Origin of the sequence: Caballeronia sp. LZ043, from assembly GCF_031451075.1 — a bacterium.
GTDB lineage: Bacteria > Pseudomonadota > Gammaproteobacteria > Burkholderiales > Burkholderiaceae > Caballeronia.
Genome location: NZ_JARUXT010000002.1, coordinates 1270554 through 1292622, shown reverse-complemented (window position 1 = coordinate 1292622; position 22069 = coordinate 1270554). Strand labels below are relative to the sequence as shown.

Sequence of the window (22069 nt, the reverse complement as noted above, 5' to 3'; positions counted from 1 at the left end):
AATCGGGATGATGGCGGGCTGCCGGAGAAGGCGGCAGCGCGTCATGCCGCCTGACGGGAGCGGAAAAGGATGAGCAACGAATCCGGCGCATTGATGCAGATGCTCGAAGCCTTCGCGGCTGCGTGGAACGCCCACGACGCCGACGCATTGATGAGCTTCATGACCGACGACTGCGTATTCGACACCTCGGCGGGGCCGCATCCGTTCGGGCAACGTCATGAAGGACGCGAGGCGGTCCGCCGCAGCTACGCAGCCATCTGGGAAACCTTTCCCGATGCGCGCTGGAACGACGCACGGCATTTCGTCGACGGCGACCGCGGTGTTTCTTACTGGACCTTCACCGGCACGAAGCGGGACGGAAGCCGCGTCGAGGCACGCGGATGCGATCTGTTCCAGTTCAGGGACGGGCGAATCCAGGTGAAGGACTCGTATCGCAAGAACGTCGTCCAGGGATGAGGCGGGTCATCGAATGAACGACGAACTCGCCTTTCTGTCCGCTACCGACCTGGCGGAAGCGTATCGCCGGAAGCATCTGTCGCCGGTCGAGGTGACGCGGGCCGCGCTGACGCGTATCGAACGGCTCAATCCGCGCATCAACGCCATCTACTGGCTGGCCGCGGACGAAGCCCTCGATGCGGCCCGCGCCTCGGAAGAAAGATGGCGGCGCGGCGCAGCGCTCGGTCCGCTGGACGGCATTCCCACGACGGTGAAGGACGCGTTGCCGGTGGCTGGCATGCCGGGCTATCGCGGATCGGCCTGCACAGCCGACGGCGGCACTACAGCGACGTTCGACGCCCCGTCTGTCGCGCGGTTGCGTGAGTCCGGCGCCATCCTGCTTGGCAAGAACACCATGTGCGACTACGGCATCCTCGCGGGCAGCGTCAGTTCCCGCTTCGGCGTCACGCGCAATCCGTGGAACCTGTCGCGATCGGCGGGCGCGTCGAGTTCCGGCGCCGCGGCGGCGGTGGCAGCGGGCCTGCATCCGCTCGCCCTCGGCACCGACATCGTGGGTTCCATCCGGTTGCCGGCATCCTTCTGCGGACTGGTCGGGCTGAAGCCCTCGTATGGCCGCGTTCCCTACTACCCGCCAGTGAGCCCCGCGCTGGTCGCCGGACCCATGGCGCGAAGCGTGGCGGACGTCGCCCTCATGCTCGACTGCATCGCCCGGCCCGACCGGCGCGACTTCAGCGCGTTGCCGCCTGCGCGACAGTCGTACCGCGAAGCGTCGAAGCAGCCGGCCGAGCACGTCCGCATCCATCTCGTGACCGATCTGGGCTTCGGGCTGAGTCCGGACGCCGAAGTGGTGGAAGCGGTCCGGGCAGCGGCCGGGCGGCTGGAACAAGCGGGCATCGCCTCAATCGAGGAACGGCCCGCCCGCTTCGCGCATGAACAGGTGGAGGCCGCGGAACGCTTCTATCGCGCGCGCTGCTTTGCGGAATTGAACCAGCACGCACCGGAGCGGCAGCCGCTGTCTCCCTTGTTGTACGAATGGACGCGCGCCAGCGCCGGCGAGTCCGCCGAGTCCGTGATCGACGCGATGCAGGCCTTGCTGGCGCTGCGCGAGCAGGCCATGGCGCTGCTCGATGATGCCGACTTCCTGATCCTGCCCGCCACGCCGACCGCTGCATTCGCGGCGGAGCGCGCCGCGCCCGACGAGACACGTTTGTTCGATCCCTGGTGCAACACCTTTCTGTTCAACCTCACGGAACAACCAGCCATATCGGTTCCGTGCGGCAAGACTGTGGACGGCCTTCCGATCGGCATGCAGATCGTCGGCAGGCGTTATGACGATATCGGCGTGCTGCGGCTCGCCAGACTTTTCGAGGATCTCACGGGCCCGTTCGAAGCCTGCCCGGAGCTCTGAACACCACGATGACACGCACTGCCATGAGTCTGCGAAGGAGAGTAAATGATGGGCAATGAACACCTCACCGCGCCGAGTATCCAGGACGATTTTCGCGCCTGCTTCCAGCGTCACATGACCACCGTCACCATCGTGACGTCGCAGTTCGGCGGCTTGCGCGCGGGCCTCGCGGCCACGGCCGTGTGTTCGTTGTCGGACTCGCCGCCTTCCATGCTGATCTCGATCAACCACAACGCACGCGCCTGTGAACTGATCCGTGCAAGCGGCGCGTTCTCGGTGAACATGCTCGCCGATTCGCAACTGGACGTCGCCACGGTCTTCTCGCGCTCGGCCAAGAGCGCCGACGAAGCCGAGCAGAAGTTCATCAACGGCGGCGCGTGGGAAGAGCAGGACGGCCTGCCGTGGTTGAGCGGCGCGCTCGCGAATGTGTCCTGCCGCGTGCTGAAGGAAGTGCCCGTTGCGTCGCACTCGGTGTTCATCGGCGAAGTGCAGGGCATCCGGCTGCTCTCGAACGGCAATCCGCTCCTGTACGGATTCCGCGAATTCCACGGCAAAGGCCTGCCCCTGCAACGGGCCGTCTCCGCCTCCGTGGCCCGCTAGCCGCGCCCCTAACGCATCCACGCGCCATCACACGACATCTCATGAATCACGAACTCGGACCGGAAGCGCAATTCTTCGCTTTTCTGAAGCAGGGAAAGTTCATGCTGCAGCGACACCGCACCAGCCACGACCATGTGTTCTATCCGCGCGCGCTGCATGCCCGCGGCACGATGGACGACTTCGAATGGGTCGAGGCGTCCGGTGACGGCGTGGTCTATTCCTGCACGCACATGCGTCGCCCCGCTGAACGCGGCGGCGACTACACGATTGCACTGATCGATCTGGCTGAAGGGCCGCGCATCTTGTCGCGGCTCGTCGATGTCGAGCCGGAGCGCGTTTCCATTGCCATGCCGGTTCGGGCAACCATTCTCACGCGCTCGTGGTCGAGCGCCGAGCCCGATTGTCCTGTCGTGGCGTTCACACCGCTTGCACCGCCCGCACCGTCACAAGGAGACCGCTCGTGATCGATTCCTTGCGCGGCAGTACGGCCATCGTGGGCACGGGCCATTCGGCGCTCGGCAAAGTGCCGGGCTGGAGTTCGCTCGAACTGATGGCCCAGGCCACCCGTGCGGCGCTCGACGATGCCGGCATCACGCTGGATGAAATCGATGGCGTATGCGCGAGCACGCTCTATCACTTCCTGCCTTCGTTGTCCGCCGCGGAGTATCTCGGCATCCGGCCGAAGTGGTCGGGTTCGGAATCCGTCGGCGGCTCATCGTTCATGTCGGACGTGCTGCAGGCGACGCTCGCGATCAACGCCGGCTTGTGCGAAACGGTGCTCATCGCGTACGGCAGCAACGCCCGCTCGAGCGGCAACCTGAACGGTCTGATCGAGACGCCGCGCTTCGAAGCGCTCTACGAACTCCCCGTGCCGATGGCCGGCTACGCCATGGCGACAGCCCGGCACATGCACCAGTACGGCACGACGCGTGAGCAACTGGCCGACGTGGCGGTCTCGGCCCGGCGCTGGGCGCAGCTGAATCCCGAGGCCACCTCGCGCGCGGAGCTCTCGCGGGAAACGGTGCTCGCGGCGCCGATGATCTGCGATCCGCTGACGCGCTACGACTGCTGTCTCGTGTCGGACGGCGGGGCGGCGGTCATCCTGATGTCGGCGGAACGGGCGCGGGCGCGCGGCATGAAGTCCGCCTATGTGCTGGGTGTGGCGGGTGCGCACTGGCATCGCGAGATCTCGCAGATGCCGGACCTGACCGTCACGGCCGCGACGGAAAGCGGCGCACGCGCCTATGCAATGGCAGGCATCACGCCTGAGGAGGTGGATGTGGTCGAGCTGTACGACGCATTCACCATCAACACCATCCTGTTCCTGGAAGACCTGGGCTTTTGCCGGAAAGGCGAAGGCGGCGCGTTCGTCGAGGGCGGGCGGATCGGACCGGGCGGGACATTGCCCGTCAACACGAACGGCGGCGGCCTGTCTTGCGTTCATCCGGGCATGTACGGCCTGTTCTGTCTGATCGAGGCGGCGCGGCAAGTACGAGGCGATGCGCGGGGCTTCCAGGTCGACGGCGCCGAGATCGCGATTGCACACGGTAACGGGGGCACCTTGTCGCATCAGTGCACGACGATCCTCGGCGCCGGGACCACCGTCTGACTTCGAAATGCAACATGGAGACTGAAAAATGAAATTCACATTGCTGGCCATCCCCTTCATGCGGCAGCGGGGCGAGCAAGTCGCGCTCGCGGGACGTGATCCGCAGCGCTTCCAGCACATGATGCACGCGGTGCGCGATCAGATGGTGTTCGCCGAGGAACTCGGCTACGACGGCTTTTGCATGACCGAACATCACTTCCAGGTGGAAGGCGTCGAGGCCACGACCAATCCGTTGATGTGGAATCTCTTCGTCGCGCAGCACACGAAGAAGATGCGCGTCGGGCAGCTGGGCATGAACCTGACGGCCATGAATCCGATCAAGGTCGCGGAAGATATCGCGATGCTCGACCAGATGACGGGCGGCCGCGCCTTCGCGGGCTTCTCGCGCGGCAATACCGCGCGCTGGACCGCGACGATGGGACAGCATCTCAACATCCTGTCGGCGGAATCCGACCGGTCGGAAGCGGACCAGCGCAATCGCCGGGCGCTGTACGAGAACTGGAAGATCGTGAAGTCCTTGTGGATGGACGATCTGACCTCGTTCCAGGGCGAGTTCTGGAAAGTCCCGGAGCCGGTGCCGTGGGAATTCAATCCGACGCGCGACTGGGGCGCGGATGCGGTCGATGGCGAAGGCATCCTGCGCAAGGTCGGGATTACTCCGCGTCCCTTGCAGACGCCGTATCCGCCCATCTACGCGCCGTTCAGCTATTCGGTCGAAACCGCGCGCTTCTGGGGTGCGGAAGGCGGCAAGATGGTGTCGTTCGTGCGGCCCGAGAAAGAGGAGTTCATGCCGATCGTGCTCGACGCGTGTCTGGAAGCCGCGCACACGGCCGGGCGCAACAGCGCGCCGCGCGACGTGCTGGCGATCGGCGGACATCTGGTCATGGGCCGCACCGAAGCTGAAGAGCGTGCAATGAAGGAAGGTTTCATCGAGCTCTTCAACTATGCCTACGATGCGCCTCCCTACCATGTGCCGATGGGCCGCGTGTGGACCGGTTCGCCGCAGGCCGTGCTCGACGACGTCATGCGCCTGCATGAAAAGTACGGAGTAGACGAGTTTTTTGTCTGGCATCACATTAACTACTTCGGCGACGAGCTCGAACGCGGCTCCTTGCAGGCCTTTGCGGACGCAGTCATCGCAAAGGTTCCGAAAGACTGACGGACAGCGGCACACGAAACTCCGCTTGCGGCATCCCGCGCGGAGTCGTCAACCCGGCGCGCATGACGCATGCGCGGCCACGCATTCAAGCCTTGGGAGCAATCGATGAATACGTTCGGGCAACTTGTCCAACGGCACGCGCGGGTGCGCGGCAGTGCGCCTGCTTACGTCGATCACCGACGTCGCACGACCTGGCAGGACATCCATCTGAACAGCGATGCACTCGGGCGCTACATGCGCGAGCTGGGTGTGTCGTCGGGCGATCGCGTGGGCATCGTGTCGCCCGACTGCGTCGAAGTCGCCGAGGTCTTCTATGCGTGCGCGAAGATCGGCGCATTGCGCGTGGGACTCAACGGCCGTCTTGCCGCACGGGAACTCGCGCAGCTGGTCGATGACTCGGCGCCGGCCGTGTTGTTCGTCCATGCCCGCTACGGCGCGATGGTCGAAGCCGCGCTTCTCGAGAGCGCGCAGAAGCCGGTTGTCATCGGCATGCACGACGGCCATCCGTTCCTGCTCGACTACACCGAGTGCCTCACGCAGGCCGCGGGCAGCGACCCGCTGCCGCACACGCCGAACGATCACCTGATGATCTGCTACACGACCGGCTCGACGGGCTTGCCCAAGGGCGCCGTGTACCAGCACGAGGCGATGCTGCGCTCGACCCAGGCCATCGCGCTCGCGGAGGGTGCGAACCATGACGATGTCTGGCTGCATGCCATGCCCGCGAGCGGCGTGCCCATCATGCATCTGTTGCGCAATGTCGTGCACGGGTCCAAGACGGTCATCGTCGGGGACTGGGATCCGGCGGCGGCGCTCGCGCTGATCCAGCAGGAGAAGACCACCATCACCGTGCTCGTGCCGACGATGCTCGCCTCACTGGTGACGTCGGGCCGGGCGTCCGATTTCGACCTGAGTTCGATGCGTCAATGGGGTTACGGCGCCTCGCCCCTGCCGCCCTCGATGGTCCGCGAAGCCGCGCGCGTGCTGGGCGGCAAGCTGCTCCAGATGTACGGGACCACGGAACTGATGGGCATGTCGATGATGCTGTTTCCGTCCGAGCACGAGCTGGCGATCCGGGAACGTCCGGGCCTGCTGTCATCGGCGGGGCGGCCCTTGCCGTACGTGGACGTGCGTATCGTCGATGACGAGATGCGCGACGTTCCGGCCGGCGAAGTGGGCGAACTGCTGATCCGGACCGAGTTCGTGACCTCGGGCTACTGGAACGCGCCCGAGAAATACGCCGAAGCGGTGAAGGACGGTTGGCTCTGCACGGGCGACATCGCCCGGCAGGATGAAGACGGCTACCTCTACCTGAGCGACCGTGCCAAGTTCCGCATCAAGACCGGCGGCTACAACGTGTTTCCGACCGAGATCGAAAACGTGATTGCCGAGCACGAAGCCGTTCGTGAAGTCTGCGTCGTGGGTTTGCCCGATGAAAAGTGGGGCGACCGCATTCACGCCGTCGTCTCGGTGCGCGCCGGATTCAGCCTCACGCCCGACGACGTGCGCGCGTTCTGCCGCGACAAGATTGCCAGCTTCAAGATACCCAAGACGGTCGAGATCTGGGACGAGATTCCGAAAGGACCGACCGGCAAGATCCAGAAGCGCTCCGTCATCGATTCCTACCTGCAGGCGAGTTGAGTCCCGCTCACTCCGGACGGAGGCGCATCCGCGCGTGTTCCGTCCGGAGGCTTGGATTGCCGGCATTCCGCGCGCCATTATCTTGCTGAACGTATAACAAGTAAGGACGCGTTTTCTTTCCGCTTCATTGCAACGGTGCGCGCTGACGCGCAGACGTGCCCGTTGCTTCAAGTCGCCCAACTGGAGACTGTCCAATGACTCGACGGACCCGCCATGCCGCAGACAGCAGCACGCAGTTCACCGATGAAATGAATGACGCGCAGACGGGCCGCCGTCGCGTGCTGAAAGCCGCCGCGGCCGGATTCGTGCTCTCGACGTCGGGCGCGTTGATCCGCAGTGCGGCAGCGCAGAGCCGGACGCTGAATATCGCGTCCTACGGGGGCAGTTACGGCGATGCATTGAAAAAGGCGTGGCTCGAACCGTTCGAAAAGGAGACGGGCATCAAGGTGAATCTCGGTGTCAACGCGAGCCTGTCGCTGGCGAAGCTGCAAACCATGAATCCGAATGGTGCCGAATGGGACATCGTTGACTTGACGGGCCCGGAGTTCAGCATCGCGACCCGTCAGGACATGCTTCTGCCGATGGACCCGAAGCAGGTCGATACGAGCCGGCTGCTGCCCGAGTACGTCAAGACCCATGGCTTTGGCTATGCGGCGTATGTGTGGGGCATGGCCTGGGATCGCCGCAAGATCCCCGATGCATCCGCGCCGAAGTCATGGGCCGATTTCTGGAACACGCAAAAGTATCCCGGCAAGCGTTCGCTGATCACCGTGAATACAAACGGACACTCGCTCGAAGCCGCGTTGCAGGCGGACGGCGTGCCGCCGTCGAAGCTCTATCCGCTCGACATTCAACGCGCCTTCAAGAGCCTCGACAAGCTCGGCCGGAACAACATCGTGTGGGCTTCCACCAATCAGGAGCCGGTGCAACGGCTCACGTCGGGCGAGTGCGTGCTCGCCGGCATGTACGTGGGGCGCTCGATCATGGCGAACCGCTCGGGCGCGAACATCGGCTTCACGCTCGACGGCGCGGCGGTCGCGGGAGACTTTCTCGGCGTGATCCGCAATGCCCGCAACAAGCCCGAAGCCTTCGCGCTGCTCAACTACATCGCGACCCATCCCGAACGCGCGGCGGAGTTCACGGCCATCACGTCCTATCCGGTGCCGATCCGGGGAATCGAGGCGCTGCTGCCGGCCAGTGCGGCGGATGTCAAGGCCGTGCTGCCGAGCAATCCTGACGTGCGCGCCAAGGTGTTCTACGAGGAAGACGATTACTGGGCCAGCAATCTGCCCCAGGTTGCCGCGGCCTTCAAGGCGTGGCAGCTGTCGTAGCGAGTGACACGAACCGACCAAGGGAATCTGGCCATGCCTCGACGTTTCAACCTCACCCAGTCACTGATGCTGACGCCGGTCCTGATCCTCTACGGACTGGCCGCGGCCACGCCCATCCTCATGATTGCCCAGTTGAGCTTCAAGAAAGGGCTGGGCACGTTCGGCGACCTGTTCGCTTCGCCGATCTTCCTGCGCATCGCGCAGAACACGCTGGTGATTTCTCTCGAAACGACCCTTGTCGCCGTGCTGCTCGCCTATGCCATCGCGGCGCTGCTCGCGCAGTCGGGCGAGCGTGCGCGGGCGTGGATCATGGCGGCCATCCTGCTGCCGTTCTGGACGGCCGCGCTGATCAAGAACTTCGCGTGGTCCGCGCTGCTGCAGGACAACGGCGTCATCAACCTCGCGCTGATGCACCTCGGGATCGTCTCGCATCCGTTGCCGCTCCTGCATACGCGGCTGGCGGTCGTCATCGGCATGGTGCATTACGTCATTCCGTACGCGGTGTTTCCCATCTACAGCTCGATGCTCGCGATCGATCCGCGCCTGTATCGCGCCGCCAGGAGCCTCGGTGCGCCGGGCTGGCGAACGGTGGTCTCCGTCACGCTGCCTCTGACCCGGCCCGGCCTGTATGCAGGCGGTCTGCTGGTGTTCATCATCTGCCTGGGCTTCTACATCACGCCGGTGCTGCTCGGCAGCCCGCGCGAAATGATGGTCGCGAACCTGGTCGATTTCTACACGCATCAGATCATCGACTTTCCGATGGCGTCCGCGCTGGCCCTGGTGATTCTGGTTGCGACGGCGTTCCTCATCGCGCTCTATCACTCCATTCCGAAGGAAGGTCAGTATGGAAAAATTTGAATTGCACGCGCCGGCCTTCAAGGCGCCGCGCATCGGGCTCTCGGGCCATGCGCTGCTGTTGATCGCGTGCCTGCCGATCTTCGTCTTCCTGCTGGGCCCGATCCTCATCATCGTGCCGATGTCGATGACGAGCGGCGAGATCCTCATGTTTCCGCCGGACGGATGGTCCGGGCATGCGTTCACGGATCTGCTGCGCGATTCGCAATGGGTCGCTTCGGCACTGACCTCGTTCAAGGTGGCGCTGCTCGCCACCGTGATCGCCGTGACGGCCGGCACCGGCGGGGCGCTGGCATTGCATCGCAACGATGTGCCCGCAAGAAGCTTCTTCTCCACGCTGATCATGCTGCCCTTGCTCGTGCCGGTGGTCGTGCTCGCGCTCGCGGATTATCTGTTCTCTTCGACGCTGAATCTCGGTTCGAACTGGGTGTCGATTGCGTTCGCGCACAGTGTGGTTGTCACGCCGTATGTGTTCGTCTCGGTGCAGACCTCGCTGGCGGGACTCGACCCCGCGCTGCATCGGGCGGCGCGCAGTCTCGGCGGCACGACAACCGCGCTGCTGGTGGATGTCTACTGGCCCGTCATTCGCACGGGCATGGTCGGCGGTGCGATCTTCGCCTTCATCGGCTCCTTTGACGAAGTGGTCATTGCGCTGTTCCTGTCCGGGCCGAATGCCGTGACCCTGCCGGTGCAGATGTTCACCGCGCTGCAATTCGATCTGACGCCGAAGATCGCGGCCGTGTCCACCGTCTTGCTGGCCATCAGTTTCGTCGCGTTGATCGTCAACGGCTACCAGAGCCTCGCTCGGCCGAAGACAGTGCCGCGCTAACGCCCGATCTCTTCACTCTCGTTTCCGGATTCAGTCATGTCTCGATCAGAAATGCCACAGGTCAAACGCGTCACCCTGGAAAATGTCTCGAAGGCGTACGGCAGTTTCAAGGCGGTGAAGGATGTGTCGCTCGCCATCGAACCGGGTGAGTTCGTCACGTTGCTCGGGCCGAGCGGCTCGGGCAAGACATCGACGTTGATGATGGTCGCCGGTTTCGAGTCGCCCAGTTCGGGCGCAATCAAGGTGGACGGCGTCGATGTCGTGCGACGGGCGCCGAAGGATCGCAACTTCGGCATCGTGTTCCAGGGCTATGCGCTGTTTCCGCATCTCAGTGCGCGGCAGAATGTCGAATTCCCGCTGCGCATGCGGGGCGTCGAGAAGTCGCGGCGGCGCTCGATGGCGCTCGAAATGCTGGAGAAGGTCGGTCTTGCGGGCCTCGAAGAAAGGCGTCCGCGCGAGCTGTCCGGCGGACAGCAACAGCGGGTGGCGCTGGCGCGCGCGCTGGTGTTCCAGCCGGATGCCTTGCTGCTCGACGAGCCGCTCGGCGCACTCGACAAGTCGATGCGCGAGCGCATGCAATACGAGATCAAGAGCCTGCAGCGCAAGCTCGGCATATCGGTCCTGTTCGTGACGCACGACCAGGAAGAAGCGATGACCATGTCCGACCGCATCGCGGTGATGAACCATGGCCAGATCGTGCAGATAGGAACGCCGCGCGAGCTCTATGCGTCGCCGCGCACGCCGTTCGTCGCGAGTTTCTTCGGCGAGACGAACCTGCTGTCGTGCGTCGCGGACACGGCCGGAAGCGGCGCCGTGAAAGTGACGCTCGCGTCGGGGTTCAGTTTCCCGGCGGCGTCCGATGTCGAGCGGGCGCAGCTGAGCCGCCACCCGGAAACCTTCGTTTCGATTCGCCCTGAAAAGATCAGCGTGCTCGCCGCTGATGAACGCGCCGAGATCATGGTGGATGCCGTCGTGCGCGAAGTCGCGTTCCTCGGCAAGTTCGTGCGTGTCTGCACGGTGGCATCAGGTGTCGAGATCACGTCGATCATCGGCAACGCGCCCGAGCGCATCAGCAGGCTTGCGGAGGGCGCGGCGATCCGGCTTGGCTGGTCGAGGGAAGACGCGAAAGTGCTCGGCGTGGATGTCGAACCGGGCGACATGCAAGTGGCGGGAAGCGGTCGCGAGACGCACGACATGAGCGTGCAGTTGCGCGAAGCGGTCTAGAACACAATCGGGGCGAGGAAATCATGAGAGGGCGTCGATCGAACATGGTGTTGAGCGGGTTTCTCGCGCCGGGCGGCTACGACGCGCGGGCCTGGCGCTTGCCGACGAGCCGGTCGGGAGAGATTGGTACGGTGGGCATCGTGAAGGCCATTGCGCAGCGCTACGAAGCGGCGAAGCTCGATTCCGTGTTCGTCGCGGATATTCCGGGCGCCGACTTCCTGCTGGACGGCGATCTCGCGCTGGGCAGCCCGTATGAATCCATCTCGACGATGGGCGCGCTCGCCGCGGTGACGGAGCGGATCGGGATCATCGGCACGCTTTCGACGACCTTCAATCAGCCGTTCACGATCGCGCGCCAGCTCGCCGCGCTCGACCTGCTGAGCGGAGGACGGGTGGGCTGGAACATCGTGACTTCCACGTTCGGCGCGGACGCGCATGGCATCGCGCTGCCGGCGAAGTCGGACCGCTACCGGCGCGCGGCCGAGTTCGTCGGCCTCGTGCGCGAGCTCTGGTCTGCCTGGAGCGATGACGCCGTCATCAACGACAAGCAGCGCGGGCATTGGCTGCAGCGGGACAAGGTGAAGCCGCTCGACTACGCGGGTGAGTTCTTCAGGGCAAAAGGCGCGCTGAACATACCGCGCTCACCGCAAGGCCATCCGGTACTGGTCCAGGCGGGTCAATCCGCCGAAGGTCTGAACTTCGGCGCCGAATTCGCCGACATCATCTATACGACTCAGCCGGACAAGGACCAGGCCATCCAGTACTACCGCGAGCAAAAGGAACGCGTGGTGCGGTTCGGCCGGGACCCGGATCACGTGAAGGTCCTGCCGGGTCTCATTCCCTACGTTGGCCGCACGGATGCCGAAGCACGCGATCTGTTCGAATCGATCATTGCGTTCATGGATTTCCAGGACTTGCGCGAGCGTTTCCGCGCGATGTTCTCGGTGTCTCTCGATGGCCTCGCGCTCGATCAGCCGGTGCCCGCGGAACGCTTCGACGTGTGGCGGACGCATCCGTCGGGGCCGCGCATTCTCGCCTACAGGACGGTTGCCAGCCAGCCCGGCAGTACGCTGCGCGATCTGCTGATCAACTTCAGCAGCGCCATGGGGCATCTGCTGATCTGCGGGTCGGCGGAAGCGGTCGCGGAGCAGATGATCGCGTGGTTCGAGGCCCGCGCTTGCGATGGCTTCAGCCTCAATGCGCCGACCTTCCCGGATTCCGTCGATGCCATCTGCGCGCACCTTGTCCCCGCGCTGCAGGAGAAGGGCTATGCGAGGCGCGCTTATGAAGCGGACACCTTGCGAGGCCATCTGCATCTGCCCCGCCCCAAGGCATGGGACGGGGACGCCTGAGCCGGCTGGCGAAACCTACTTCGCCAGCACCCACTTGCCGTTCTGCACCGTCAGCATGGACGGTGCGTCGGGGCCATAGCCGTTATGGTCGGATGCCGACATCGTGACGAGACCGTTGGTCGTCGCCACGTTTCGAAGGCCTTCCAGCGCGTCGCGCAATGCGCTCCGGAATTCCGGCGTACCCGGCCGCGCAGTCTTGCCCGCGAGCGGAATCGCGGCGTTGAGTTCGAGATACGCGTCCCAGGCATAACCAGCGAATGCGTTCACCTTGTCCGTACCGAACTTGCCTTTCCACAGGGCGGTCAGCGCCATGGCCGGCTGCTTGGCCGGATGCGAGTCCGGCAGATCGGCCGCCACCGTCACCGGCGCGCCGGCGACCAGCGTGCCGTTGACGGCCTTGCCGCCCACGCGGATGAAATCCTCGTTGAGCACGCCGGTGGTCTGATAGACCGGGCCCTTGTAGCCCTTGTCGCGAAGCTCGATCTGCGGTGTCGCGGAGGGCGTGCCGGATGCGGCGATCAGGACCGCATCGGGCTTCGCTGCAATCACCTTGAGCACCTGTGCGACCACCGATGGATCGCGCGAAGAAAAGCGCTCCTGCGCCACGAGCGTGATGCCGGCCGGGCCCGTCGCGGCCTTCAGTTCCTTCAGCCAGCTTTCGCCATAACCGTCGTCGGCGCCAATGAAGGCAACCGTCCTGATGTGCTTGCGCTGCATGTCACGCACGGTGGCGTTCGCGGTCGTCTTGTCGTTGTACGGGGTCTTGAAGACCCAGCGCCGGTTGGGGTCCATCGGCTCGATGATGCTGGAGCCGGCGCCCAGGCTGATCATCGGCGTCTTCGATGCGCCGGCAACTTCGATGTTGGCGAGCGTCGCGGGCGTGGTCGACGAGCCGATGATCACATCGACGTGATCCTGCGTGGTGAAGCGCAGGACGTTCCTGCGAGCCGTGGTCGCGTCCGAGGCGTCATCGAGCACGATGTATTCGACGTCGTAAGCGCCGATCTTCGCCGGCATCAGCAAGAGAGTCTGCTTTTCCGGAATGCCCAGAGAGGCCGCGGGGCCGGTGGAGCTCACCGTGACGCCGACCTTGACCTGAGCCAGGCAAGCCTGCGTGACAATCAGGAAGGACGCGCTTACGCAGGTCTTGAGGTTCATCGTGTGCCTCTTGGAGTCAGGGAAGCCTCGACGCGTTGCAGCGTGTCCAGGGTCTGGTGACAGGCGTGTGCGGCTTCACGTCCCTTGACCTTGAAGTGTTCGAGGAAGAAGGCATGGTGCACATCGCTTTCATGAAAGCGCTGCGGCGTGAGCACGGCGGAAATGACCGGCGTGCCGGTCTGCAACTGAAGCTGCATGAGGCTGTCGATCACGGCGGTCGACACGAATTCATGCCGGTAGATTCCACCATCGACGATCAACCCCGCCGCGACGACGGCATCGAATTCCTCGCTCGCTATGAGTCGCTTGAGACAGAGCGGTATCTCGAACACGCCGGGGACTTCGAAGCAGTGCAGGTCATCGGCCTGATAGCCCAGTTCCAGCATGGTCGAGAGGAAGGCGGCCTTGCTGTTGTCGACGATGTCGCGATGCCAGCAAGCCTGAACGAAAGCGATACGGCGCCGTCGTGAAGTGATCGATGAGATGTGCGTCATGCCTGTCAGACCGTGTGATTGAGACTTGAGTGGGAACGGGAAACGCTTTTCCGTCAGATGAGCTGCCACTGCTTGAATGCCGCCGCGACCTGGGGCAGGTTATCCACCCACCATTTCGTGTCCTTGAAATGCACCTTGGCGCGGACCATCGGGTCGTCGAGCAGGACTGCCTTGACGTCGGCTGCGTTCGGCGGCAACAGCGACGCAAGGCCTTTGATCGGCACCGGATAAGACGTAATGGCCGTGAATTCGGCCGCGCGCTCCGGATGCGTCGCGATGTAATTGAGCAGCGCGAAGGCTTCGGGCTTGTTGCGTGCATTGCGGATCACGCCGAGATAGTCCATGCCGACATTCGATTGCGTCAATGAAAACCCGATCTGCGCGCCGGCGCGGTTGGCCATGATGGCCCGCCCGACGTACATGCCCGCCAGCGCGCATTCGCCGGAGGTCAGCCGTTGAACCGGCTCCTGATTGCCGGTGGCCCACACGATATTCTCGCGTCCGAGTTTGTCGAAACTGCGAAAGGCGCGCTGCACGTCGAGCGGATAGAGCTTCGATTCCGCTACGCCGTCCGCCAGCAGCGCAGCCTCCATGGACGCGCCGTCGTTGTTCACGGCCAGCAGGGAGCGCTTGCCGGGGTAGCGCTTCGTGTCCCAGAACTCCATCCATGACCTGGGCGCGCTTGCGTCCGGGATCTTGCGACGGTCCCACGCCATGCCCCAGATATAGAGCGCATAGCAGAATCCGTGGCTGGCGACATAGTCCGGCAGCATCCTGCTCGTGTCGACGAGTTTCGGATCGAGCGGAGCAAGGACGTTCTGCGCCTGTGCAATGCTGTATTCGGTTGCCGTGAGATCGACGATGTCCCATTCCGCGCCGTTCGGATTCATGGTCTGCAACTTCGCGAGCGACAGACTTGCGTTGACGCCGAGATTGACCTTGACGCCGGTCTCGCGCTCGAACGGATCGAGCCATGCCTTTCTCAGCGCATCGTTGTAGCTGCCGCCGTAGGACGCGATATTGAGCGTCTTCTGTTGTGCCGACGCAAGCGGCGCCAGACTCGACAAACCGGACAGCAGCGTGCCGGCGCTGGTGGCTTTCAAAATCTTGCGCCGCATCGACGACGCCGCTTCAGACAGTGGAACCCGTCTGGACCTTGCGTTCATGAGACATCCTCCTGTGCGACGAAAGCGCGGTCCGGTTCGTATCCGCCGCCTCGCCGGTTGTTGACAGTGTTTTTGTCCGTGTTAATCTTGTTATACGTTCAACAAAAAAATTACGCAAGCGATGGAGTGCGTGTCGATCACCGAGGCTAACCCGGAGGCGAATTGATGAAGACAGAGATGAAGATAGGCGTGTTGATCCAGCCCTACGGCAATCATCCGGCGGCGTGGCTGGTGGCCGATGCTCCGGATGGAGCCGAGAACGATATCGGTCATTACATCGACGTGGCCCGGACGGCGGAATCCGGTGCGCTGGACTTCGTTTTCTTCGCGGACGTGCCGGCGATCCGCAATGGCAACCTCCATGCGATCAGCAAGTGGCCGCTGTACGCCAACCAGTTCGAGCCGGTCACGTTGCTGGCCGCGCTCTCGGCGGCCACGAGCCGCATTGGTCTGGCGGCCACGGTGTCGACCAGCTTTTACGAGCCCTACAATCTGGCGCGCCAGTTCGCCTCGATCGATCATCTGAGCCGCGGCCGCGCGGCATGGAATGTCGTGACGACCTCGCAGGCGGCCGCGGCGCTGAACTTCGGCGCCGACGCGCGCGCCGGTCACGCGGCACGCTATGAACGGGCGAAGGAGTTCATCGAAGTGGTGAAGGGTCTGTGGGATAGCTGGGATGACGATGCGTTCGTCCACGACCGCGCGACCTCGACGTTCTTCGATCCGGCCAGGCTGCGTCGCCTCGATCACACCGGCAAGCATTTCTCGGTACGCGGTCCGCTGAACATCGCGAGGCCGCCGCAAGGTTATCCGGTCATCGTCCAGGCGGGTGGGTCGGAGGCCGGCAAGGCGCTGGCCGCCGAGACGGCCGAACTGGTCTTCTCGTCCGAAGCCGAGCTCGAACGCGCGCAACGCTTCTATGCCGACCTGAAAGGGCGCCTCGAGGCCTTCGGGCGTTCGCGTGACGACCTGAAGATCGTGAGCGCGCTGAATCCCATCGTAGGCCGCACGCGAAGCGAGGCGGAGGACAAGCTCGCGCGCTTGCAGGAAAAGCTGCATCCCGATGTCGGACGGGAGATTCTTGCGATCGACCTGGACAACATCGATCTGTCGGACCTGTCCGTCGATGCCCCTTTGCCGCTCGACCGCATTCCTGCATCGACGGAAGGCGGCAAGAGTTATCTCGAGTACATTCGCGCGATGTCCGAAGAGGGCACGCTCACGCTGCGCACACTCTACGAAAAATATGCGGTGGCGCGCGGCGGCAAGTTCATCGTGGGCACGGCGGAGGAGATTGCCGACGAGATGCAGGAATGGTTCGGGCAGGGCGCGTGCGACGGCTTCATGCTGGGCATGTCGTCGCTGCCGGATGGTCTTCAGGACTTCGTCACGCTGGTCATTCCGGAGTTGCGCCGGCGCGGTCTTTTCAGGGCCGGCTACAGCGGCTCGACGCTGCGCGAACATCTGGGTCTGCCACGTCCGCGCGTCCAGCAGCGGCGCGGTGCGGCCTGAGGCATCTGCTAATATCTGACGCTGCCTGGAACATGGGCCGCGCAGCCTGTGCGCCGCCCAGTAGTGGGAGAAATCGAATGAGTGTCAAACCCGCGGAAGGTACGCGCTCGCGCGACCCCGAGGCGCGCAAGCGCAAGTTGATTGACGCGGCCATCGTGTCGATCGGCGAGATCGGCTACAACGACGTCACCGTCGATACCATCAGCGAGACTGCGGGCATCTCGCGTGGCTTGATTGGCCACTACTTCAAGGGCAAGGATCAGTTGCTCCTGGAAGCGGTGAAGACGGTCGCCGCGGAGATTGGCGCGAGTACTCGCAAGGCGGTATCGGCGGCGGGTGAAGACGCCGTCGCGCGCCTGTATGCCACGGCGCGTGCGAGCTTCGGCAAGCCGGCCTTTACCGAGGCCCATGCCTGCGTGTGGGCTGCACTGGCCGGCAACGCGGGCTGGTCGCCCGAACTGACACAGCTCTATCACGAGCTATGGACGGGGTATCGCGAGGCGCTCGCACGCTTGTTCGAGCGCGCCGCGCAGACACGCGGCATCGAACTCGACGCGAGGCTGGCCGCACTCACGTTCACGCATTTGATCGAAGGTCTATGGGTGGGCTGGGTTGCCGATTCCACTGAAATCAGCCGGCAGCGCGCCGAGTCGGCCTGCCTGACTTACCTCGACGCCATCTTCAAGCAGCCGTAACGCCGGACGGGGTGAAGCCGCCTGCCGCCGGTCTTCAGGCCAGCGCGCGGCGTTTGCGCGGGGCCGGTGCTGCGCTTGCGGGCGATTGCGTCTTCGCATCGAGGATCAGATCGACGTAGTGATGACAGCAATGCTCGGCATCGTTCGCGTTGATGCTGCTGCGATTGGCGGCCAGTCCGATCCACAGTCCTTCCACCAGCTGCGAAAAGGCGAGCGCGACATGCGACGCATTGATGGCGACGCCGCGCGCCTCCGCTGCGCGCGCGAAAAGACGGCCCACGCCGGAGCGGTAGTCCACCCAGATTTCCCGATAGATCTTCGCCAGTTGCTCGGACCAGCGTGCCGAACTCGCGAGCGACACCCAGACGGCGATCTTTTCGTCCGTGAGGCCAGGCGGTGTGAAGCTGGCGTGGATCAGCGCATGCAGCATCTGGGCGGGGTCCGGCTTGGCGGCGTTGGCAGCGTCGCGGATGGCGCTTCCCAGCTCGGTGGCGACGGTCTTGACAGCCTCGAGCAGCAACTCTTCCTTGTTGGTGAAGTAATGGCCGATCAGGCCTCGCGAGAAGCCGGCCTCCGCGCAGATCGACGCCACGGTGACGGTGGCGTAGCCATTTCGCGCAATGTCGCGTATCGCCGCTTCGATCAGGTCGCGCCGCCGTTCGATAGCGATCCGCGAAGGTCCGCGCTTCTTGCGGGCAGACGAAAGAGGTGTCGCCATGGGTGCTGGTCTCCCGTTCAGATCATTTCACGACTCGACGATCACGTATTGTAAGTCAGCCTCGAACGGCTCACGACACGCGATGCCGCGCCGGCTCCGCGAGACCCAGCTGGTCGCGTAGCGTCGGACCGGAATACTCGGTGCGGAACAGCTTGCGCTCCTGCAGCACGGGCAACACATGACGGGCGAAGTCCTCCAGGCCTCCAGGCAGATGTGAAACGCGGACCATGAAGCCGTCCGCCGCGCCCTCGTTGAACCATTGCTCCATGCGGTTGGCAACGGTTTCGCCCGAGCCGGCTATCGCATTCATGCCGCCTCGCGAGGCGGCGCAGGCCAGATACAGCTGCCTCACGGTCAGCCCCTGTTCGCGGATGGCCCAGACCATGTTGTCGAAGTAGGACTTGGTGGCATTGCTCGAAGGCGGCAGCACCGATTCGGGAATGGGTTCGTCGAGCGGCAGATCGCGCAGGTCGATGCCGCCCAGATCCACGGACAGAATCTCGCGGCCGACGGCCGGATGAATCATCGACTGAAGCAAGTCCAGCTTTTCCTGGCCTTCGGCGTCGCTGGCCCCGACGAAAGGATTGAGCGCGCAGAGAATCTTCAGCTCTTCCGGACGGCGGCCGTACTTGCCCATGCGGCCCTTGAGATCGGCATAGAACGCCTTCGCCTTGTCGATATTGCGGTCCACGCTGAAGACGACGTCGGCGGTGCGGGCGGCCATTTCCATGCCGGCCTCCGAGCCGCCGGCATTGATCACGATGGGCCGGCCCTGCGGACTGCGCGGTACGTCGAGCGGGCCGCGCACCTGATAGAACTCGCCCTTGTGATCCAGCACGCGACGCTTCGACGGATCGAAGAAGCGGCCATTTGCCCGGTCGCGGATGAATGCGTCCTGGTCCCAGCTATCCCACAGGCCCAGGACCACATCGACGAATTCGTTCGCGCGCGCATACCGGCGCGCGTGGTCTTCATGATCCTTGCGACTGAAGTTGAGCGCGGCAAGCGGCGCCGACGACGTGACCACGTTCCAGCCCGCGCGTCCGCCGCTCAGATGATCGAGCGTGGCAAACAGGCGGGCGACGTTATAGGGCTCGTAGAAGCTCGTCGAGGCCGTGCTGGCAAGGCCGATGTGCTTCGTGACCGCCGCGAGCGCGGACATCAGCGTGACGGGTTCGAGATCCGCGATATGGCCCGGATAGCGCGTGATGGCTTCGATGTCGCCGTCGCGGCTGGCGGGTGAATCGGCGCGAAAGATGAAGTCGAGCCTGGCCTGTTCGGCGATCCGGGCGAGATTGATCCAGAACGAAAGGTCCACTTCGCCACCGAGCGGCGTGCCTGGATGCAGCCACGCAGCCGGATGAATGCCGACGTGGGACAGCAAGGCGCCAATATGCATGACTCGGGGCTTCATTTCGACTCCGGGAAAAGGGTTGGACCGCGGGGTTGACCGCGCCACGGCGACGCGGCGATGAGGAAGAAAGGTAGCCCAATAAATGTTGGATGTCCAACAAAATTTTCAGGCGAAAAAGGGGGCGCGGAATGCGGCCTTGATCGGGATCCGATGCTTACGGATATTGCAGGATGTTGATGATGGTGCCGTCGGGATCGCGGATCATCGTCGCGCGCAAGCCATCTTCGGACAGGTCTTGCAACTTCCATTCGAAGATCGCGCCTTCCCTCTCGAGGTGCGATGTCACGGCTTCGAGGTCGGACGTGCGGAATACGACCGCCTTTGCACCGGTCTTGTCGATATGCGGGCCAGGGACAATAGCGGCATCGGGGTTGCGAACGGTCGTTGCGCGCGAAAGCAGTTCGATCCGCATGTCGCTCCGTTCGAGTATCTGGAAGTGCGCATGCAAGGATTCGATGTAGGTCGAGTACCCGCGACGGAATCCGAACAGGCGGCCATACCACTCCGCGGAACGATCGATGTCAGTCACGGAAATGGCGACGTTGTCGAATTCGACGAGTCGTTGTGCCTGGGCATCCGCTCCGATGTCATCCACCATGCGACCTTGCTCCTTTTGTGTCGGATCCTGGCTCAGTGCTCGACTATGCCGACGCGTTGCGAGCGCGTGGGGTCTTCGTCGCCTTCGCCTTGCTGCCTGAGGTCCTGCCTGAGGTCTTGCCTGAGGTCCCACCGGTGTCCATCGTTTCCGCGCCATTGCGTACCAGTTCGCGGATGCCGGCGGCCGCAAAGCGCACGAGATCGGAGTAATGAGCCGTCGACTTCTTCGCGCGGTCCCGCGCACCCAGGCGCTTCGCGCGGCCATTGAGCGCGTGCGCCTGTTGCCGTGCCCCGACCGAGAACAGATAGGCCCATACTGCCTGTTCGCGTGCAATGCCGGGCAACACCGTATGCAGTGCATCGATGAACCGTTCCGCGATCGGGTCGTAATAAGTCTCGCGAATGCGTCGTGAACGCTCATCGCTGCCGAGGCTGACGGAAGCGACCAGTTGCACATAGAGCGCAAGGTTCGCAGCTTCTTCACCGTCGAAAATGTCCGACAGCGGCGTGAAGGCGATAGTCAGTACGTCTTCGACCGTCACGGTCTGCTCGCTCGCGAACAGCGCGTCGAGGAGCTTGCCGCGATGCAGATTGATGGCCGACGAGCGGCGCTCGAAGACGGCCTCGTAGAGCTTGTCCTTGCTCGCGTAGTGATAATGCACGAGCGCCTGGGCGACTCCGGCTTCATCGGCGATGTTGCGCATGCTCGCACCGGCATAGCCGTGCTCGCCGAACACCCGCTCGGCCGCATTCAGGATCGCCGACAGGCGCGAGCCCGATCCGCGGTCGGACTCCTGAGCCGGACTGGCGGCTTTCGCAGACTTGTCTCGTTGTGCACTCATTCCGGGGCGACCTCTCCAGGCTATTTGATCGATCAGTCAGTATACCGTGAAGCTTGGGTGGCCCGACAGGGCAGAGTCGGGCCACCGTGTGACATCAGCCGAGAAACTCCGGCTCCCGCAGTCCCTTCACACCGGGCCGCACCGCCAGCACATTGCCCGCGAGCGGCTGCTGCGCCAGTTCCTTCTCGCTCATCCGGCGACGCGCCGTGGTGATGAACAAGGTATCCAGATCCGGTCCGCCGAAGCACAGGCTGCTCACGCGCCGCACCGGCAGATTGACGACCGTGTCGATCCGTCCGCGCGGGTCGTAGCGCGTCACGCACCAGCCGTCCATGTTCGCGCTCCAGAAGCAGCCATCGGCATCGACGGTCGAGCCGTCGCAGATGCCGCGCCCGAGCGGCACGTCTGCGAATTTCCGGCGGTTGTAGATGGCGCCGTCGACTGAATCGTAGTCAAACACATCGATCTGGCAACTGAAGGAGTCGGTCATGTACATCAGCCGGTTGTCCGGGCTGAAGCTGATGCCGTTGATGCAGGTGATGCCCTCCATGATCAGCTTCGGCTGCAGGTCCGGGTCGAGCCGGAACAGGCGGCCGCGCGGCGTATAGGCGGCGGCCTCCACCGTTCCGGACCAGTAGCGGCCGTGCCTATCGCACTTGCCGTCGTTGAAGCGGTTCTTCGGCCGTTCGGCGTCGGGGCGCGCGATCTCGGTCAGCTCGCCGGTTTCGGGCGAGAAGAAATAGAACCCGGACCGCATGCCCACCAGCAGGCCGCCTTTGGCGCGCAGCCCGATGCTGCCGATCTCTTCCTGCATCGGCCAGCTTTTCTTGACGCCGCTGGAAATGTCGAGGCGATGGATGGCCTGGCCGATGCCGTCGACCCACCAGAGCAATTGCGTTTTCTCGTCCCAGATGATCGATTCGCCGAGAACGTCGGGCGTGGAATCGACTACGTCGATAACCGAGCCCACCATGTCGATGGGCCTCGTGATACTGCTGACAGTCATGTT

Annotated in this window: 22 protein-coding genes; 14 read left to right on the top strand and 8 right to left on the bottom strand. The window is 63.9% G+C overall.

Annotated features, from left to right (window positions below):
• Positions 1-69 precede the first annotated feature (69 nt).
• From QCE64_RS19490 to QCE64_RS19435, 12 genes are all read left to right on the top strand, one after another.
• Complete coding sequence (locus tag QCE64_RS19490; RefSeq protein ID WP_309920521.1) at positions 70-456, top strand: nuclear transport factor 2 family protein; 387 nt, start codon at positions 70-72, stop codon at positions 454-456.
• A 13-nt stretch (positions 457-469) separates the two neighbouring features.
• Positions 470-1864, top strand: a complete 1395-nt coding sequence (locus tag QCE64_RS19485) for an amidase (RefSeq protein ID WP_309920523.1) — start codon at positions 470-472, stop codon at positions 1862-1864.
• A 45-nt stretch (positions 1865-1909) separates the two neighbouring features.
• Positions 1910-2464 (top strand): flavin reductase family protein, encoded by a 555-nt coding sequence (locus QCE64_RS19480; RefSeq protein ID WP_309920525.1) that lies wholly within the window; start codon positions 1910-1912, stop codon positions 2462-2464.
• Between the two features lie 41 nt (positions 2465-2505).
• A complete protein-coding gene (locus QCE64_RS19475) occupies positions 2506-2928 on the top strand; it encodes an OB-fold domain-containing protein (protein WP_310005608.1) in 423 nt (140 codons plus the stop codon).
• A complete protein-coding gene (locus QCE64_RS19470) occupies positions 2925-4073 on the top strand; it encodes an acetyl-CoA acetyltransferase (RefSeq protein ID WP_310005606.1) in 1149 nt (382 codons plus the stop codon). Before QCE64_RS19475 ends, QCE64_RS19470 begins: the two co-directional genes overlap by 4 nt.
• 28 nt (positions 4074-4101) lie before the next feature.
• Entirely contained in the window at positions 4102-5232 is a 1131-nt protein-coding gene (locus tag QCE64_RS19465; protein ID WP_309920533.1) for an LLM class flavin-dependent oxidoreductase, read from the top strand.
• A 105-nt stretch (positions 5233-5337) separates the two neighbouring features.
• Entirely contained in the window at positions 5338-6873 is a 1536-nt protein-coding gene (locus QCE64_RS19460) for an AMP-binding protein (protein ID WP_309931990.1), read from the top strand.
• A gap of 194 nt (positions 6874-7067) precedes the next feature.
• Complete coding sequence (locus QCE64_RS19455) at positions 7068-8204, top strand: extracellular solute-binding protein (protein ID WP_309920538.1); 1137 nt, start codon at positions 7068-7070, stop codon at positions 8202-8204.
• 33 nt (positions 8205-8237) lie between these two features.
• Positions 8238-9062, top strand: a complete 825-nt coding sequence (locus QCE64_RS19450; protein ID WP_309920540.1) for an ABC transporter permease — start codon at positions 8238-8240, stop codon at positions 9060-9062.
• On the top strand, positions 9049-9888 hold the full coding sequence (locus tag QCE64_RS19445) for an ABC transporter permease (RefSeq protein WP_310005604.1): 840 nt from the start codon (positions 9049-9051) through the stop codon (positions 9886-9888). The genes QCE64_RS19450 and QCE64_RS19445 overlap by 14 nt, the downstream gene beginning before the upstream one ends.
• A gap of 36 nt (positions 9889-9924) precedes the next feature.
• The gene (locus QCE64_RS19440) at positions 9925-11112 is read left to right on the top strand and encodes an ABC transporter ATP-binding protein (RefSeq protein WP_310005603.1); all 1188 of its coding nucleotides are present in this window, start codon (positions 9925-9927) and stop codon (positions 11110-11112) included.
• A gap of 23 nt (positions 11113-11135) precedes the next feature.
• Positions 11136-12464, top strand: coding sequence for an NtaA/DmoA family FMN-dependent monooxygenase (locus tag QCE64_RS19435; protein WP_310005600.1), 1329 nt, complete (start codon positions 11136-11138; stop codon positions 12462-12464).
• A gap of 15 nt (positions 12465-12479) precedes the next feature.
• Here the strand turns inward: QCE64_RS19435 and QCE64_RS19430 are convergent, their stop codons facing one another.
• The 3 genes from QCE64_RS19430 to QCE64_RS19420 are packed head-to-tail and all read right to left on the bottom strand — an operon-like array spanning position 12480 to position 15282.
• On the bottom strand, positions 12480-13622 hold the full coding sequence (locus tag QCE64_RS19430; RefSeq protein ID WP_309920552.1) for an ABC transporter substrate-binding protein: 1143 nt from the start codon (positions 13620-13622) through the stop codon (positions 12480-12482).
• Entirely contained in the window at positions 13619-14116 is a 498-nt protein-coding gene (locus QCE64_RS19425; RefSeq protein WP_310005598.1) for a 6,7-dimethyl-8-ribityllumazine synthase, read from the bottom strand. Before QCE64_RS19425 ends, QCE64_RS19430 begins: the two co-directional genes overlap by 4 nt.
• 53 nt (positions 14117-14169) lie before the next feature.
• Positions 14170-15282 (bottom strand): extracellular solute-binding protein, encoded by a 1113-nt coding sequence (locus QCE64_RS19420; protein WP_309932001.1) that lies wholly within the window; start codon positions 15280-15282, stop codon positions 14170-14172.
• A 165-nt stretch (positions 15283-15447) separates the two neighbouring features.
• On the opposite strand from QCE64_RS19420, the gene QCE64_RS19415 reads away from it, so the two are divergent.
• Together QCE64_RS19415 and QCE64_RS19410 are read left to right on the top strand one after the other, a co-directional pair.
• A complete protein-coding gene (locus QCE64_RS19415) occupies positions 15448-16794 on the top strand; it encodes an LLM class flavin-dependent oxidoreductase (protein ID WP_309920561.1) in 1347 nt (448 codons plus the stop codon).
• 77 nt (positions 16795-16871) lie between these two features.
• Entirely contained in the window at positions 16872-17489 is a 618-nt protein-coding gene (locus QCE64_RS19410; RefSeq protein ID WP_309920564.1) for a TetR family transcriptional regulator C-terminal domain-containing protein, read from the top strand.
• Positions 17490-17523: 34 nt separating this feature from the next.
• Here the strand turns inward: QCE64_RS19410 and QCE64_RS19405 are convergent, their stop codons facing one another.
• The 5 genes from QCE64_RS19405 to QCE64_RS19385 all read right to left on the bottom strand — a co-directional run bounded on the left by QCE64_RS19405 (position 17524) and on the right by QCE64_RS19385 (position 22066).
• Positions 17524-18207, bottom strand: a complete 684-nt coding sequence (locus tag QCE64_RS19405; RefSeq protein WP_309920566.1) for a TetR family transcriptional regulator C-terminal domain-containing protein — start codon at positions 18205-18207, stop codon at positions 17524-17526.
• 70 nt (positions 18208-18277) lie between these two features.
• Positions 18278-19621, bottom strand: coding sequence for an LLM class flavin-dependent oxidoreductase (locus tag QCE64_RS19400; protein ID WP_309920569.1), 1344 nt, complete (start codon positions 19619-19621; stop codon positions 18278-18280).
• Between the two features lie 154 nt (positions 19622-19775).
• The gene (locus QCE64_RS19395; RefSeq protein ID WP_310005596.1) at positions 19776-20219 is read right to left on the bottom strand and encodes a VOC family protein; all 444 of its coding nucleotides are present in this window, start codon (positions 20217-20219) and stop codon (positions 19776-19778) included.
• Positions 20220-20262: 43 nt separating this feature from the next.
• Positions 20263-21060, bottom strand: a complete 798-nt coding sequence (locus QCE64_RS19390; protein ID WP_310005594.1) for a TetR/AcrR family transcriptional regulator — start codon at positions 21058-21060, stop codon at positions 20263-20265.
• 94 nt (positions 21061-21154) lie between these two features.
• The gene (locus tag QCE64_RS19385; RefSeq protein ID WP_310005592.1) at positions 21155-22066 is read right to left on the bottom strand and encodes an SMP-30/gluconolactonase/LRE family protein; all 912 of its coding nucleotides are present in this window, start codon (positions 22064-22066) and stop codon (positions 21155-21157) included.
• Positions 22067-22069: the final 3 nt, after the last annotated feature.